General features: G+C 68.4%; 14 protein-coding genes. 12 read left to right on the forward strand and 2 right to left on the reverse strand.

Translation table 11 applies throughout. From position 1 onward, the window contains the following. The first annotated feature begins 45 nt into the window (after positions 1-45). From E0H45_RS15125 to E0H45_RS15165, 9 genes are all read left to right on the forward strand, one after another. A complete protein-coding gene (locus E0H45_RS15125; RefSeq protein ID WP_131337974.1) occupies positions 46-1,524 on the forward strand; it encodes a glutamate-cysteine ligase family protein in 1,479 nt (492 codons plus the stop codon). A gap of 343 nt (positions 1,525-1,867) precedes the next feature. Then, entirely contained in the window at positions 1,868-2,281 is a 414-nt protein-coding gene (locus E0H45_RS15130) for a universal stress protein (protein ID WP_131337975.1), read from the forward strand. Position 2,282: 1 nt separating this feature from the next. After that, positions 2,283-2,903 carry an HhH-GPD-type base excision DNA repair protein gene (locus E0H45_RS15135; RefSeq protein ID WP_131337976.1) on the forward strand — a complete coding sequence of 207 codons (621 nt, stop codon included), beginning with the start codon at positions 2,283-2,285 and terminating at the stop codon, positions 2,901-2,903. 191 nt (positions 2,904-3,094) lie between these two features. Beyond that, the gene (locus E0H45_RS15140; RefSeq protein ID WP_131337977.1) at positions 3,095-4,411 is read left to right on the forward strand and encodes an RNA polymerase sigma factor; all 1,317 of its coding nucleotides are present in this window, start codon (positions 3,095-3,097) and stop codon (positions 4,409-4,411) included. 4 nt (positions 4,412-4,415) lie between these two features. Further along, positions 4,416-4,682, forward strand: a complete 267-nt coding sequence (locus tag E0H45_RS15145; RefSeq protein WP_131337978.1) for a DUF6412 domain-containing protein — start codon at positions 4,416-4,418, stop codon at positions 4,680-4,682. 45 nt (positions 4,683-4,727) lie between these two features. Then, entirely contained in the window at positions 4,728-5,405 is a 678-nt protein-coding gene (locus E0H45_RS15150; RefSeq protein WP_131337979.1) for a YidC/Oxa1 family membrane protein insertase, read from the forward strand. Positions 5,406-5,575: 170 nt separating this feature from the next. After that, positions 5,576-6,739 carry an ROK family transcriptional regulator gene (locus tag E0H45_RS15155; RefSeq protein WP_131337980.1) on the forward strand — a complete coding sequence of 388 codons (1,164 nt, stop codon included), beginning with the start codon at positions 5,576-5,578 and terminating at the stop codon, positions 6,737-6,739. A 35-nt stretch (positions 6,740-6,774) separates the two neighbouring features. After that, on the forward strand, positions 6,775-7,581 hold the full coding sequence (locus tag E0H45_RS15160) for a sugar phosphate isomerase/epimerase family protein (RefSeq protein WP_131337981.1): 807 nt from the start codon (positions 6,775-6,777) through the stop codon (positions 7,579-7,581). Between the two features lies 1 nt (position 7,582). After that, a complete protein-coding gene (locus tag E0H45_RS15165; protein WP_131337982.1) occupies positions 7,583-8,638 on the forward strand; it encodes a Gfo/Idh/MocA family protein in 1,056 nt (351 codons plus the stop codon). Between the two features lie 48 nt (positions 8,639-8,686). On the opposite strand, the gene E0H45_RS15170 is transcribed toward E0H45_RS15165, so the two are convergent. Continuing rightward, on the reverse strand, positions 8,687-9,409 hold the full coding sequence (locus tag E0H45_RS15170) for a TetR/AcrR family transcriptional regulator (RefSeq protein ID WP_131337983.1): 723 nt from the start codon (positions 9,407-9,409) through the stop codon (positions 8,687-8,689). Between the two features lie 135 nt (positions 9,410-9,544). Between E0H45_RS15170 and E0H45_RS15175 the strand changes: the two genes are divergently transcribed. Next, positions 9,545-11,023, forward strand: a complete 1,479-nt coding sequence (locus tag E0H45_RS15175; protein ID WP_131337984.1) for an MFS transporter — start codon at positions 9,545-9,547, stop codon at positions 11,021-11,023. Here E0H45_RS15175 and E0H45_RS15180 read toward each other — a convergent pair. After that, on the reverse strand, positions 11,016-11,825 hold the full coding sequence (locus E0H45_RS15180; RefSeq protein WP_131337985.1) for a phosphotransferase: 810 nt from the start codon (positions 11,823-11,825) through the stop codon (positions 11,016-11,018). The genes E0H45_RS15175 and E0H45_RS15180 overlap by 8 nt on opposite strands. 92 nt (positions 11,826-11,917) lie before the next feature. On the opposite strand from E0H45_RS15180, the gene E0H45_RS15185 reads away from it, so the two are divergent. Continuing rightward, a complete protein-coding gene (locus E0H45_RS15185; protein WP_202872347.1) occupies positions 11,918-13,231 on the forward strand; it encodes an MFS transporter in 1,314 nt (437 codons plus the stop codon). Positions 13,232-13,291: 60 nt separating this feature from the next. Continuing rightward, positions 13,292-13,918 (forward strand): SAM-dependent methyltransferase, encoded by a 627-nt coding sequence (locus E0H45_RS15190; protein WP_131337987.1) that lies wholly within the window; start codon positions 13,292-13,294, stop codon positions 13,916-13,918. Positions 13,919-13,921: the final 3 nt, after the last annotated feature.

Here is a 13,921-nt window from a genome sequence, read left to right on the forward strand (position 1 = left end):
CACCTTCGTGCACACTGAGCGGAGGAGCCACCAGGGGAGGCGCTGATGGGTGAGGAAGTCGACCGGGTCGAGTTCACCCGAGCGGACCGGACCGCGTTCCGCGAACAGGTGCACCGCAATCTGGACGCCTTCGCGCGGATGCTGCGCGAGAACCGGTTCGCGCCCGAACGGCCGATGACCGGGATCGAGATCGAGCTGAACCTGGTCGACGAGAAGTGCGACCCGGCGATGAAGAACGCCGAGGTGCTGAGCGCGATCGAGGACGACGCGTTCCAGACCGAGCTCGGGCAGTTCAACATCGAGATCAACGTGCCGCCCGGCCAGATCGACGGACTCGGTCTGGACAACATGGAGTCGAGCATCCGGGAGAGCCTGAACGCCGCCGAGGACAAGGCCGCCCGGACCGGCTCGTCGATGGTGGTGATCGGCATCTTGCCGACGCTCCTCACCGAGCACATCCGCCGCGACGCGCTCAGCACCAACCCGCGGTACGCACTGCTCAACGACCAGATCTTCGCCGCCCGCGGCGAGGACGTGCAGATCTCCATCGACGGCGTCGAACGGCTGCAGGTCACCGCGGACAGCATCGTCCCCGAGGCCGCCTGTACGTCGACGCAGTTCCATCTCCAGGTGACACCGGAGGCGTTCCCGCGGTACTGGAACGCCGCGCAGGCGATCTCCGGCGTGCAACTCGCGGTCGGGGCCAACTCGCCGTTCCTGTTCGGCAAGGAGCTGCTCCGCGAGACGCGCATCGCGTTGTTCGAACAAGCCGCCGACACGCGCACCCACGAGCTGAAGACGCAGGGCGTCCGGCCGCGGGTTTGGTTCGGTGAACGATGGATCACCTCGATCTTCGACCTCTTCGAGGAGAACTCGCGGTACTACCCGGCGCTGCTGCCGGTCACCTCGGACGAGGATCCGATCGCCGTCCTGGACCGCGGTGACACGCCGGCCCTTTCGGAGTTGCGGCTGCACAACGGGACGATCTATCGCTGGAACCGGCCGGTGTACGACGTTGTCCGGGAGAAGCCGCATCTGCGCGTGGAGAATCGTGTCCTGCCGGCCGGCCCGACCGTCGTCGACACGATTGCCAACGGCGCCTTCTACTTCGGTCTGGTGCGTGCGCTGGCCGACGACGAACGGCCGATCTGGTCGCAGATGTCGTTCAGCGCCGCCGAGGAGAACTTCCACGCCGCGGCCCGCAACGGCATCGATGCGGAGGTGTTCTGGCCCGGCGTCGGTACGGCGCGCGCGACCGAGCTGGTGCTCAGACGCCTTCTGCCGTTGGCGGTTCGCGGCCTCGACGCCTGGGGGGCGGACGTCGCCGTACGGGACCGGTTGCTCGGGATCATCGAGCAGCGCTGCCTGACCGGCCGCAACGGCGCGTCGTGGCAGGCCGACGAGTTCCACCGCCTGTATACAAAGGGATCGCACGGCCGCAAGGACGCGTTGCGCGGGATGCTCCGCCGGTACCGCGACCACATGCACGACAACACGCCGGTGCACGAATGGCCGGTGGACTGAACCGGTTCGTACGCCGGCTGTACGTAGGACAACGTAGGACAGCGGTCGCGGAACCCCGGTCCTTCTGGCGGAACCCGTTCGATCTTGCCCAAGGCAACGGGATCGACGGTTTCCGGGCGAGTTCGATAACGACCCGGACTACAGGGGTGGCGCATTTGGTGACAGCCCTGCAAAGGTGTGGCCACCGGAAGGTTAGGCGGGCCCGCCGCGGGTAGGACCCGGGCACCGGCAGCCCTCCGTCACCGGTGCGACACAACAGGTGCAAATGCAGCGGATGCCGACTGCGGTCGGGAGCAGTATCGTTCGAGACGGGTCGACACACACCCGGAGGTGAGGCAGGGCGATGACGACCATCGTCGTGGGTTATGTGCCGAAGGCGGAAGGCCGTGCGGCCCTTCGGCGCGCAGCGGAGGAGGCAACGCTGCGGGACGCCAAGCTGGTGGTGGTGAACTCGCACCGAGGTGGGCGCAGCTTCGACAGCGACGAGGCTGCGGCGAGTGACGCCGCGTTGACGGAAGTACGGGAGCAGCTCGACTCGACCGGTGTGCCGTACGAGGTACGGCAGCTGGTGCGTGGCCTGGACCCGGCGGAGGACCTGGTGGCCGTCGCCGAGCAGGTGCATGCGGAGTTCATCGTGATCGGCCTGCGGCGCCGTTCCCCGGTCGGCAAGCTCATCCTCGGCAGCAACGCGCAGCGGGTGCTGCTCGATGCTCCGTGTCCGGTGCTGGCCGTGAAGGCCGAGGAAGGGGAGGACTGAGGTGACTTCGACACGCAGCAGGAAGCTGTGCCTGGCGCAGCAGCCCGACGCCGACGAGATGCTGAGCAGAGATCCGTTCGCCTTGCTGGTCGGCATGCTGCTCGACCAGCAGATTCCGATGGAGCGGGCGTTCGCCGGCCCGGTCGCGATCTCGAAGCGGATGATCGGTCCCTTCGACCCGGCCACGGTCGCGCACTACGACCCGGACGCGTTCGTCGAGGTGGTGGCCGGTCCGCCGGCCGTGCACCGGTTCCCGACCGCGATGGCGGCCCGGATCCAGACACTGGCCAAGCACCTGGACGACCAGTACGCAGGGAACGCGTCGGGCCTGTGGTCCGACGTGAAGTCGGGGGACGACCTGCTGGCCAGGCTGTCGGCACTGCCGGGGTTCGGTGCGCAGAAGGCGAAGATCTTCGTCGCGCTGCTCGGCAAGCAGCTGAAGGTCCGGCCGCGCGGCTGGCGCGAGGCCTCCGAGCCGTACGGCGAGGACGGCGCGTTCAAGTCGGTCGCGGACGTGATCGACGTGGCGTCGCTGGTCAAGGTGCGGCAGTTCAAGCAGGAGCAGCAGGTGGTTCGGCAGCGGGTGGTGGCGCGTCCACTGCGGCAGACCCGCAACGGGTGAGACGATCGACGGCGGCGGCCCCCTGAAATGACGTCCTCGGGGGGTCGCGCGACGCCTGGGCTTGGTTCGCGGATTACAATGGACTGTTGCCGCCGCCTGACCAGCGAGCAGCCGCGAACCGCAGTACCCCAAGACTCAGCAACACAACGTCGTACCGTCGTACAAACCCTGCGTCAGACGAGAGGTAATTCGTGTCGTCCAGCTCGTCCGAGAATCTTCCCGCCGAGCCGGCCCGCGCCGTGGCCGCCACGGCCCGGAGCACGGCTCCGAGGACCAGCGCCCGAGTGACCGATCCCGCTGCCAAGAAGGCGGCCGCGAAGAAGGCGGCGGTGAAGCCCGCCGGCACCAAGGAGGACGGTATCCCCGCGAAGAAGGCCGCTGCCAAGAAGGCTACGGCGAAGAAGGCAGTGTCCGAGGCGGGTCTGTCGATCGACCCGAAGACCGGGAAGCCGCGCGCGCTCGACGAGGTGGACGAGTCCGACTTCAGCCCGGAAGCAGTGAAGCCGCTGGAGAAGGAGCTCACCGAGGACCAGGGCTTCATCGTCTCCGAGGCCGACGAGACCGACGAGCCCGAGCAGCAGGTCATGGTCGCCGGCGCCACGGCGGACCCGGTCAAGGACTACCTGAAGCAGATCGGCAAGGTCCCGCTGCTGAACGCCGAGCAGGAGGTCGAGCTCGCCAAGCGGATCGAGGCCGGCCTGTTCGCGGAGGAGCAGATCGCCGACGAGGCCGCCAAGCTCAAGGAGAAGGTCCGCGACGAGTACGAGTGGATCTCCGAGGACGGCCGGCGCGCCAAGAACCACCTGCTCGAGGCCAACCTGCGCCTGGTGGTGTCGTTGGCCAAGCGCTACACCGGTCGCGGCATGCTGTTCCTGGACCTGATCCAGGAGGGCAACCTCGGTCTGATCCGCGCGGTGGAGAAGTTCGACTACACCAAGGGCTACAAGTTCTCGACGTACGCGACCTGGTGGATCCGGCAGGCGATCACCCGTGCGATGGCCGACCAGGCCCGCACGATCCGCATCCCGGTGCACATGGTCGAGGTCATCAACAAGCTGGCCCGTGTGCAGCGGCAGATGCTGCAGGACCTCGGTCGCGAACCCACTCCGGAAGAGCTCGCCAAGGAGCTCGACATGACCCCGGAGAAGGTCATCGAGGTGCAGAAGTACGGCCGCGAGCCGATCTCGCTGCACACGCCGCTCGGTGAGGACGGCGACTCCGAGTTCGGTGACCTGATCGAGGACTCCGAGGCGATCGTGCCGGCCGAGGCGGTCTCGTTCACGCTGCTCCAGGAGCAGCTGCACGCGGTCCTCGACACGCTGTCCGAGCGTGAGGCCGGCGTGGTCTCGATGCGGTTCGGTCTGACCGACGGCCAGCCGAAGACGCTCGACGAGATCGGCAAGGTGTACGGCGTGACCCGCGAGCGGATCCGCCAGATCGAGTCCAAGACCATGTCGAAGCTGCGCCACCCGTCGCGCTCGCAGGTCCTCCGGGATTACCTGGACTGATGTCATGACGCAGTGGATCGCCGGCGTGGTCGCGTCGGTGATCCCTGTGTTCGACACGGCTTCACTGGCCGCCGCCGTGCTCACGGCGGCGGCCTTGCTGTTGGCGCTGGTCGTGGTCGCGCGGACGTCCGCACGCTGGTCCGTGCACACCGCCGCGCCGCTGCTCGCCCGGGCCACCTCGGTCCGGGATCGCGCCGAGCAGACTGTTTTCCTCCGGCTGCGCGATCCCGACGCGGCCGGTCGGCCACGCCCACGAGCACCGGGACAGTAGCGCTCCACCTCGCTACCTGTTCCTACACACTCGTGGAGTTTTGCTGTGCCTTCCTTTCTGGAGGCACCGGTCGCCGGTGCCTATCATTTGCTCACGTCCCTCGTCGCCACTCTCGAACCGTTCGCCGGTGCGTACGCCGCGGTCATCGCGATCGTGTTGTGCACCCTCGCCGTACGGCTGTCCCTGGTCCCGCTGAGCGTGCGCGCGCATCGCGGGTTGAAGGCCCGCGCGGAGTTGATGCCGCGGCTGAAGCAGTTGACCGAGCGGCATCGCGACAACCCGGAGCGCCTGCAGCGTGAGGTGGCGAAGCTGCAGACGGAGTCCGGTACGTCGTTGTTCGCCGGCTTCCTGCCGACGCTCGCGCAGCTGCCGTTCTTCTGGCTGATGTACACGCTGTTCTCCCGGACCATGGTGGCGGGGGAGTCGAACCAGCTCATCAGCGGCAACCTGCTCGGCGCCCCGCTCGGCGTGCACTGGCCGATCCTCACCGGCACCCCGGCGTACGTCGTGATCGCGGTGCTACTCGCTGTGGTCGCCTGGTTCTCGGCACGACTCCAGCTAAGGCAGCTGGACTCATCGGCGACCACGTTGTCACGACGGGTCGCCCAACTGTTGCCGTTCGGAACGCTGCTGACAGCCGCCTTCGTACCGCTGGCGGCCGGGCTCTATCTCCTGACCACCACCACCTGGACAGTCGCCGAACGCACGATCCTGCAGCGCTAGGCGACCGCCAGGCCATCACAGTCCCGGGCCGGCGGCGCTCGTCGCGCTGGGACCCCTCGCGCTGCGGCAATTGTGATGGGCTGGCGGTTGGTTCCGGAGGTTCGTTGCTCTGCGGTCGTGCGTTCTGCTACCGTCTTTATTAAAGCCGGTTCCATAATGGGTTGGGGTCGATGGACACTGCACGCGGCGCCGCCCAGGCGGAGCGATCTGCGAACCAGGTCGCGTGCCTGCGTTTCCTCGCCGACGCCGACGAGGCGCGCACGGTCGGGGCGATCAGCGAGGGCACCGGCCTGTCGCGACCGACTGTGCACGCCGTCCTGGACGACCTTCTCGAGATCGGGCTGGTCGAGGCGGCCAGCCCGGCGACGGTCGGCCCGGGCAGGCCTGCCCGGGCCTTCCGGTTCGCCCGCGAGACCGGACTGGTCGCCGGCGTCGACCTCGGTCCCCGTGGAGCACGCGCGATCATCTGCGACCTGTCCGGTCGCCGGATGGGGTACGCCGAACTGGAGCCCGAGCGGAAGGCGGATCTCTCGCTGATCCCACGCGCACTCGAGGCCGCAGCCGACGCGGGCCGGTCGATCGATCTGGGACGTCTCCGTGCGGTCGGTGTGGGCCTGCCCGGCGTGGTCGAGGCCGACGGTCGCCTGCGCGCCAGCCTTGCGATGCCGGACCTGGTCGGCCTGCCCGTCGCGGAGTTGCTGGCGAAGGATCTCGGACAGTCGATCGTCGTGGACAACGACATCAAGCTAGCGGCGCTGGCGGAGCAACGCGGCGGCGCCGGCCGTGGGTACTCCGATGTCGTCTATCTCCAGATCGGTCATCGGCTGTCCGTGTCGATCGTCCTGAACGGAGTCATTCGGCAAGGCCGCCACCGGCTCGCGGGCGAGCTCGGCGCGCAACGCGGCATGCGCTGGACGCGCAATGCGCAGCGGGGCCAGCTGGTGTGGTCCGTGCGGCCGACCAGTGCGGAGGTGCTGAGCGCGGCCGCCGCCGGCGACGTCGATGCGCAGGCGGAGGTCGAGGACTTCTGCGCGCAGATCGCCGGGCGGATCGCGACCGTGCTGCTGGTCGTCGATCCCGAGGTCGTGGTCGTGCGGGGCGGGGCCTTGCAGGACAGCGGCGCTCTGCTTCGTCCGCTCGCGGCAGCGGTCGAGCAGGAATTGGTCTTCCCCGAGCGCCCACCCTTCGTCGCCTCGGCGCTGGGGCGCGAGGCAGTGGTGCTCGGGGCGGTCGGCAATGCGTTCGACCGGTGCAGCTCAGGTATCTACGGTGTCCACGACTACCCCAGTCCGTGGGCAGACATCACTCACGAACTCGAGAGGACCACGCAGTGAAGCTAGGAGTCAGCTCGTATTGCTTCCGCCAGCTCATGACGAGCGGCGAGATGGACCTGATCGCGGTCCTGGACTGGGTCGCGGCCTCTTCGGCCGGGCACATCGAGGTCGCCGCGATGGACGGCGAGTACTACCTGGAGAACGAGAACGTCGTCCGCGACACGGCGAAGCACGCCGAGGAGATCGGCGTACCGATCGTGAACTACCTGGTCAGCGGCGATCTGCGGACCGCCGACGGCGCGGAGATCGACCGCCTGCGCCGGCAGCTCGACGTCGCGCACCGGTTCGGTGCCCGGATCTTCCGGCACGACGTCGCGCCGTGGGCGTGGCGTGAGCAGGACCCGGGCGAGTTCGAGTCGACGTTCGAGAAGGTCGTCGAGGGCTGCCGTGCGGTCGCCGACCACGCCGCGGACCTGGGCATCGTGTCGACGATCGAGAACCACGGCTTCTTCATGAACGGCAGCGACCGGTTGGCCCGGCTCGTGTACGCCGTGGACCGCCCGAACTTCCGGGTCACGCTCGACCTCGGCAACGGCCTGTGCGTCGGCGAGGTGCCCGGCAAGACCGCCGCCGGACTGATCGACGTCGCGGCGTCGATCGGCGTGAAGGACTTCCACATCCGCCGTTCGGCGGGAGACGGCTGGCTGAAGACGCTGGCCGGCGACTACCTGCTCGGCACGGTGTCGGGGCACGGCGACGTGGACCTCCCGGGCCTGCTCGCACTGGCCGCCACCAAGCCCGACGTACCGGTGAGCCTGGAGTTCGAGGGCATGGAGGCACCGCTGCCGGCCATCGAGCGCTCGCTCGCGAACATCATCCGACTGACCGAAAGCGTGGCGTGACATGACGACGCGGATTGCAGTGATCGGGCTCGGCTCGATCGCTGTCGAGCATCTGAAGGCGTACCAGCAGAACCCCCAGGCCGAACTCGTCGCCGTGTGCGACGTCGACCTCGAGCGGGCGAAGGCCCGTGCTGAGCAGTTCGGCGTGGAGCGGGTGACCGGCGACGCCGCAGAGATCTTCTCGGACCCGGGCATCGACGCGGTGAGCGTGTGTGTACCGAACACGCTGCACGCCCCGATCGCCGAGGCGGCACTGCGGGCCGGCAAGGACGTTCTGGTCGAGAAGCCGATGACCGTCACGGTGCCCGAGGCCGAGTCGCTGGTGAAGGCGGTCGAGGAGACCGGGAAGGCGCTGCAGATCGGGTACGTACGGCGGTATGCGCCGAACGCGCTGGTGACCAAGCGGTTCCTGGACGCGGGCGAGTTCGGTGACATCTACGCGGCCCGGGCCACGCTGCTGCGGACGGCCGGCAACCCCGGCGGCTGGTTCGGTGACGTGGAGCTGTCCGGCGGCGGTCCGCTGATCGACCTCGGCGTCCACATCATCGACCTGTGCTGGTATCTGATGGGGATGCCGAAGGCGGTGTCCGCGTCCGGTGCGACGTTCACGCTGCTGGGTGCCCGCGACAACATCCAGAACCTGACCCGCTACAAGGCTGCGTCGGCGGCGCGGCCGAACACGGTCGAGGACTTCGCGACCGCGCAGATCCGGTTCGAGGGCGGGGCGGTCCTCGACGTGGCAACGTCGTACTCGCTGCACGCGCGCAACGAGATCAGCGTCCGGATCCACGGTGACAAGGGCGGCGCGGAGATCGAGCCGGAGCTGCTGATGATCACCGAGCGGCACGACACCCTGCTGCACGTCCAGCCGCAGATCGACTCGCTCGGGTTCGACTTCCGGGTCGGGTTCGCGAACCAGATCGACCACTTCCTGCAGATCTGCCGCGGGGAGATCCCGGCCGACGCGACCGCGGAGCAGGGCCTGGAGATGGCCCGCATGCTGTCGGCGATCTACGAGTCGGCGAAGAGCGGCGCCGAGGTGAAGATCACCCGCTGACCTGGTCGGTTGCCCGGGGTGGTGATGACCCCGGGCAACCCGCCCGCGTCACAGGCGAGCTTCGAGGCCGTCCAGGATCCTGGCGAGGCCGTAGCTGAAGTTGTCCTCGCCGCCTGCTTCGAGGTCGGTGTTGCTGTTGGCGGCGTACAGCGCCCGCATGTGCGGGTACGGCTCGGCGGCCTTGACCGCGGCGGGCCAGACCTCGGCCTGCCACGCGGCCATGTCCTTGCCGGTGCGCTTGAGCTTGCTGACGGTCGCGGCCTCGACGGACGCGACGCCGATCACGTAGCCGAGCACGGTGTTGGCGGCCTGGTCCGCCTCGATCAGCTCGAAGCCGGCGGCCAGGTAGGTGCCGAGCAGGTCGTCGGAGATCCGCATCAGGTTCGGCCCGAGGTAGTTCATGCCCACGTCGGCGAGCGTGGGCGCCACCCACGGGTGCCGAACGATCATCGCGCGCACACTGCGCGCCGCGGCTTCTGCCGCCGGTCGCCACGCCGACGGATCGGCCACTGTCGGCACCTCGACCTCGCCGTACACCTCGTCGACGACGAGCTCGAGCAGCTCGTCCTTGTTCGCGACGTGCCAGTAGACCGCGGTCGCCACCGCGCCGAGCGCCGCGCCGAGCTTGCGCATCGTGAGCGCCTCCAGCCCGTCGGCGTCCAGCAGCTTGATCGCCTCCGCGACGATCTGCTGCTGGGTCAGCGCGGGCTGTTCACGGCGCCGGCCACGCTTCGGCCGGGTCCAGACCGACGTGTACTCCTCGCTCGCCATCGTCGTACCTCCTCGTCGGCAACCACCCTAGCCGATCACTGAACACTGTGCAGGACTTGACCAGCGTTCAATTCTAATTGCACACTGTTCAGGCAAACTGAACACTGTTCAAGTAACGACCCGAGGAGGTGCGCGATGACCGCTCGGCATCCGCGCAGATGGCTGATTCTGATCGTGCTCTGCCTGAGCACGATGGTCCTGGTGCTGGACAACGGCGTCCTGAACGTCGCGATCCCGGTGCTGACCGAGGACCTCGGTGCGAGCGCGCAGGAGATCCAGTGGATCGTCGCGAGCTACATCCTGGTGTTCGCCGGCCTGCTGCTGACGGCCGGCAGTCTGTCCGACCGGTACGGGCGTAAGAAGGTGATGATCGCCGGCCTGGCGATCTTCGGCGCCGCGTCCCTGCTGGCGACGTACGCCGGGACTCCGGAGATGCTGATCGCAGGACGGGTGCTGATGGGCGTCGGCGGGGCGGTCGTGATGCCCAGCACGCTGTCGGTGCTGATCACGGTCTTCGACGACGACGAACGCCGGAAGGCGATGTCGATCTGGAGTTCGGTGCTGATGGTCGGGCTGATCGGCGGGCCGGTGCTCGGCGGTGCGTTGATCGCGAAGTTCTGGTGGGGATCGGTGTTCCTGATCAACGTGCCGGTGGCGGTGCTGGCGATTGCGGCGGCAGTGATCCTGATGCCGGAGTCGAAGGGGCCGTGGCGCAAGCCGGACCCGATCGGCGCGCTGTTGTCGATGGTCGGACTGGTGGCGCTGGTGTGGGTGATCATCGACCTGCCGGAGCACGGTCTGTCCTGGCCGATGCTGGCGGTCGCCGTTGCTGGGCTGACGTTGTTCGTGGTGTGGGAGCTGCGGACGCCGGTACCGATGGTGCCGTTGGCGCTCTTCCGCGACCGGAACTTCAGCGGTGGCAGCCTGTCGCTGGTGCTGCTGCAGATCGCCAACGGCGGGTTGATTCTGGCGCTGACGCAGTACCTGCAGTTCGTGCTCGGGTTCTCGCCGACGAAGGCCGGTCTGGCGATGGCGCCGATGGCGGTGGCGGTCATCCTGGTGAACGGTGTCGGGGCGACGCTCGGTCAGAAGATCGGGAACCGGCCGATGACTGTTGCCGGGTTGGTCGTGCTGGCAGGCGGCTTCTGGGTGATGTCGACGCTGTCTGCGGATGACGGGTTCGGGATGGTCGCTCTGGCGCTCGGTGTGTTCGGCGTGGGCGCCGGACTGGCTCAGCCGGCGGCGACAGCGGCGCTGATGGGTGCGGTGCCGCACGAGTATGCCGGTGTCGGGTCGGCGTTGAACGACACCGTCCAGCAGGCCGGCGCGGCGTTGGGGATCGCGATCCTGGGGTCGACGCTGGCGAACAACTTCACCGCCAAGATGCCGGACTCGGTCCCCGCCGCGGCGCGGCGGTCGATCGGTGAGGCGCTCGCTGTAGGTGATGCGGGGTTGGCTGACATCGCCCGGAAGGCCTTTGCGGAGGCGATGTCAGGCACCTTCGTGGTGAGCGCGGTGGCAGTCCTCGGGTCGGCGGTGCTGGCGCTCGTCCTCATGCGGGACCGGAAGACGTCGGTTCCGGAACAGGTCAAGGACGAGGTTGCCGTCAGCTGACTAGTGCGGTGGTGAGGGAGTCGGAGTTCTCCTCGAGCCAGGTCTGCCGTGCGCGGATCTTGTCGCCGACTCCCTCGCTCCACATCCGTTGCCAGCCGCCGCCCAGGGTGTCGGCGCGGTACTTCATCGTGTGCCAGGCGCGCTCGTTCAAACCGATCGTGAGCTCCAGTGCGCGGGCGCGGTCGGCGGGGGAGAGGCCGTAGGCGTCGGCGAGGAGCCGGCAGCGGCGGGGACGGTCGAGGCCGCGGAACTCGGGGTCGAGATCGGCCTCGGCACCGAGCGGGGCCCACCACAGCATCAGGTTCACGAACTCACGGGCCCGGCTCACCGGGCGGGCGAGATCGAAGTCGATCAGGGCGTACGCGCGGCCCTCGCGGAAGACCACGTTCTCCGGCGTGACGTCCTGATGGCCGACCAGCTCCGGCGGATCGTTCAGGTCCGGCAGACCGGGCGGCTCGATCGGCGCGGGCAGGTTCTCCGGGATGCCGAATCCCTCGACCGCGTCGTCGTACGCACGCAGCAGCCGCGCGACCGAGACCATCCGCTCCTCGTCCGCGATCCACGGCGGCCGCGGGCGGCCCGCGACCTCGCCCTCGACGTACGTGAGCGCCTGGCGGCCGGCCGAGTCGATGCCGAGGAAACGCGGTGCGCCGTCGAACCCGACCTTCTCCAGGTGCAGCAGGACGTCCTGAACGAGTTCGGCGCGTTCGCCGGGCGGGCGCCGTACCGTGTCGCCGACGCGCACCAGGCCCTCGGTCACGTCGCCGCCGAGCAGCGGAATCTCTTCGCCGTCCTCGATCACTGAAGCCTCATTCCGCTGGATGAAACGTTTGTCTGCACAAAGAAGACGCGCACGGTAGCGTGCCACGATCCGCACCCGATCGGAGGCACACAGTGACCGTCACCTCTGTGAAAGCTCCACCAGGAGCCAGCCGTACGAGGTACCTGATCCTAGGGCTCGCGTTCGTCGGGCTCTCACTGAATTACCTGGATCGCGCGAACCTCAGCGTCGCGCTGCCGTTCATCGAGGACGATCTGCACCTCGACCTGAGCAACGCCGAGAAGGGCTTGATCCTCGGTGCGTTCTTCTGGGCGTACGACGGGGCGATGCTCGCGGCGGGCTGGTTCGCCGACAAGGTGGGCTCGCGGAAGGCGTTCACGTTCGCCGCGCTGTGGTGGAGCGTCGTCACCGCGCTGACGCCGCTGGCGCGTGGGTTCTGGTCGTTGTTCGCGTTCCGGTTCGCGCTCGGCGCGGGGGAGGCGCCGGCCTACCCGAGTGCGACCAAGGCCGCGTCGCGGTGGTTCCCGGCGCACGAGCGGGCGTTCGCGAGCGCGGTGATCGACTCGGGTTCGCGGGTCGGGACGGTGCTGTCGCTGCCGGTCGTGACCGGGCTGATCGCGTTGGTCAGCTGGCACTTCTCGTTCGTCGTCCTCGGCGTGCTCGGGATCATGCTCGCGGCGGTCTGGTACTGGTACTACCGCGATCCGATGGAGCACAAGCACGCGAACGCCGAGGAGCGCGAGTACATCGCTTCGAACGGCGCGCGGCTCGACGAGAACGACTCCGAGGCCGCGGCGCAGGTGCGCTGGCGGGACCTGTTCCGCTACCGGACGATCCGCGGGATGATGCTCGGCTTCTTCTGCCTGAACTTCGTCATCTACTTCTTCCTCACCTGGTTCCCGTCGTACCTGAAGGACGCCCGCGGGCTCAACCTGGCCGAGCTCGGGACGCTCGGCACACTGCCCGGTATCACCGCGATCGCCGGCGGATGGATCGCCGGCATCGTCGCCGACCGGCGGATCCGGGCCGGCACGGACGTGACGCGGGTACGGAAGACCGTGATGGTCGGCGGGCTGCTCGGCGGTGCGGCGATCGTGTTCGCGGCGCCGGCGAAGTCGGTGTACGTCGCGTTGCTGTTCCTGGCGATCTCGTACGCGAGCCTGGCGATCGCGGCGACGGGAATCTGGTCGTTGCCGGGTGACGTGGCGCCGTCGTCGCGGCATGTGGCGTCGATCGGGGGCATCCAGAACTTCGCGTCGAACATCGCGGGGATCATCAGCCCGTACGTCTTCGGCCTGCTGCTCGACATCTACCACGGGTCGTACCTGCCGTCGTTCGCGCTCGCGGGAGTGGTGGCGGTGATCGGCGCGCTGACCTACGCGTTCGTGGTCGGGAAGGCCGAACCGCTGCCGGTCCGCGACAGCTAGGGTTTGCCAACCCGGCAACATTGTTTGCCGCATCGTGCCGGGTTCGCGCACCATCGGTTCATGACCACCGAACAGCTCCCTGACGAGCACTGGAACGCGTTCTACACCGAGCACGAGCAGATCTGGAGCGGCAAGCCGAACGCCGCCTTCGTCGACGAGGTGTCCGGCCTGACGCCGGGCCGGGCGCTCGATCTCGGCTGCGGCGAAGGGGCCGACGCGATCTGGCTCGCGCGGAAGGGCTGGACGGTCACTGCGGTCGATATCTCGACGGTCGCGCTGGGTCGCGCAGTCGAGCATGCGAAAGCGGCCGGAGTCGGCGATCGGATCGATTGGCAGCAGCACGAGCTGGGGAAGTCGTTCCCGGACGGAGAGTTCGACCTGGTGTCCGCGCAGTTCCTGCACTCCAAGACCGAACTGCCGCGCGACGGGATCCTGCGTAGTGCAGCGGCGGCTGTCGCGCCAGGCGGCGTACTGCTGATCGAGGGCCACCTGGGCTTTCCGCCCGGCGAGCACAATCCGCATCCCGACATCCACTTCCCGGAGCCTGACGAGGTGATCGAGAGCCTGGGGTTGGCTGACGGTGAGTGGGAGACGCTGGTCAGCCGCGTGCACGACCGGGCGCAGGTGCTGCGCGACGGCGTACCGATCAACCGCCGCGACTGCACGGTCAAGCTGCGACGTCACTGAGCC

The organism is Kribbella soli (assembly GCF_004331345.1).
Lineage (GTDB): Bacteria > Actinomycetota > Actinomycetes > Propionibacteriales > Kribbellaceae > Kribbella > Kribbella soli.

Coding starts and splice junctions, on each gene's coding strand:
- E0H45_RS15125 (WP_131337974.1), top strand. CDS start 46: ATGGGTGAGGAAGTCGACCGGGTCGAGTTCACCCGAGCGGACCGGACC.
- E0H45_RS15130 (WP_131337975.1), top strand. CDS start 1,868: ATGACGACCATCGTCGTGGGTTATGTGCCGAAGGCGGAAGGCCGTGCG.
- E0H45_RS15145 (WP_131337978.1), top strand. CDS start 4,416: ATGACGCAGTGGATCGCCGGCGTGGTCGCGTCGGTGATCCCTGTGTTC.
- E0H45_RS15155 (WP_131337980.1), top strand. CDS start 5,576: ATGGACACTGCACGCGGCGCCGCCCAGGCGGAGCGATCTGCGAACCAG.
- E0H45_RS15160 (WP_131337981.1), top strand. CDS start 6,775: ATGACGAGCGGCGAGATGGACCTGATCGCGGTCCTGGACTGGGTCGCG.
- E0H45_RS15165 (WP_131337982.1), top strand. CDS start 7,583: ATGACGACGCGGATTGCAGTGATCGGGCTCGGCTCGATCGCTGTCGAG.
- E0H45_RS15170 (WP_131337983.1), bottom strand. CDS start 9,409: ATGGCGAGCGAGGAGTACACGTCGGTCTGGACCCGGCCGAAGCGTGGC.
- E0H45_RS15175 (WP_131337984.1), top strand. CDS start 9,545: ATGACCGCTCGGCATCCGCGCAGATGGCTGATTCTGATCGTGCTCTGC.
- E0H45_RS15190 (WP_131337987.1), top strand. CDS start 13,292: ATGACCACCGAACAGCTCCCTGACGAGCACTGGAACGCGTTCTACACC.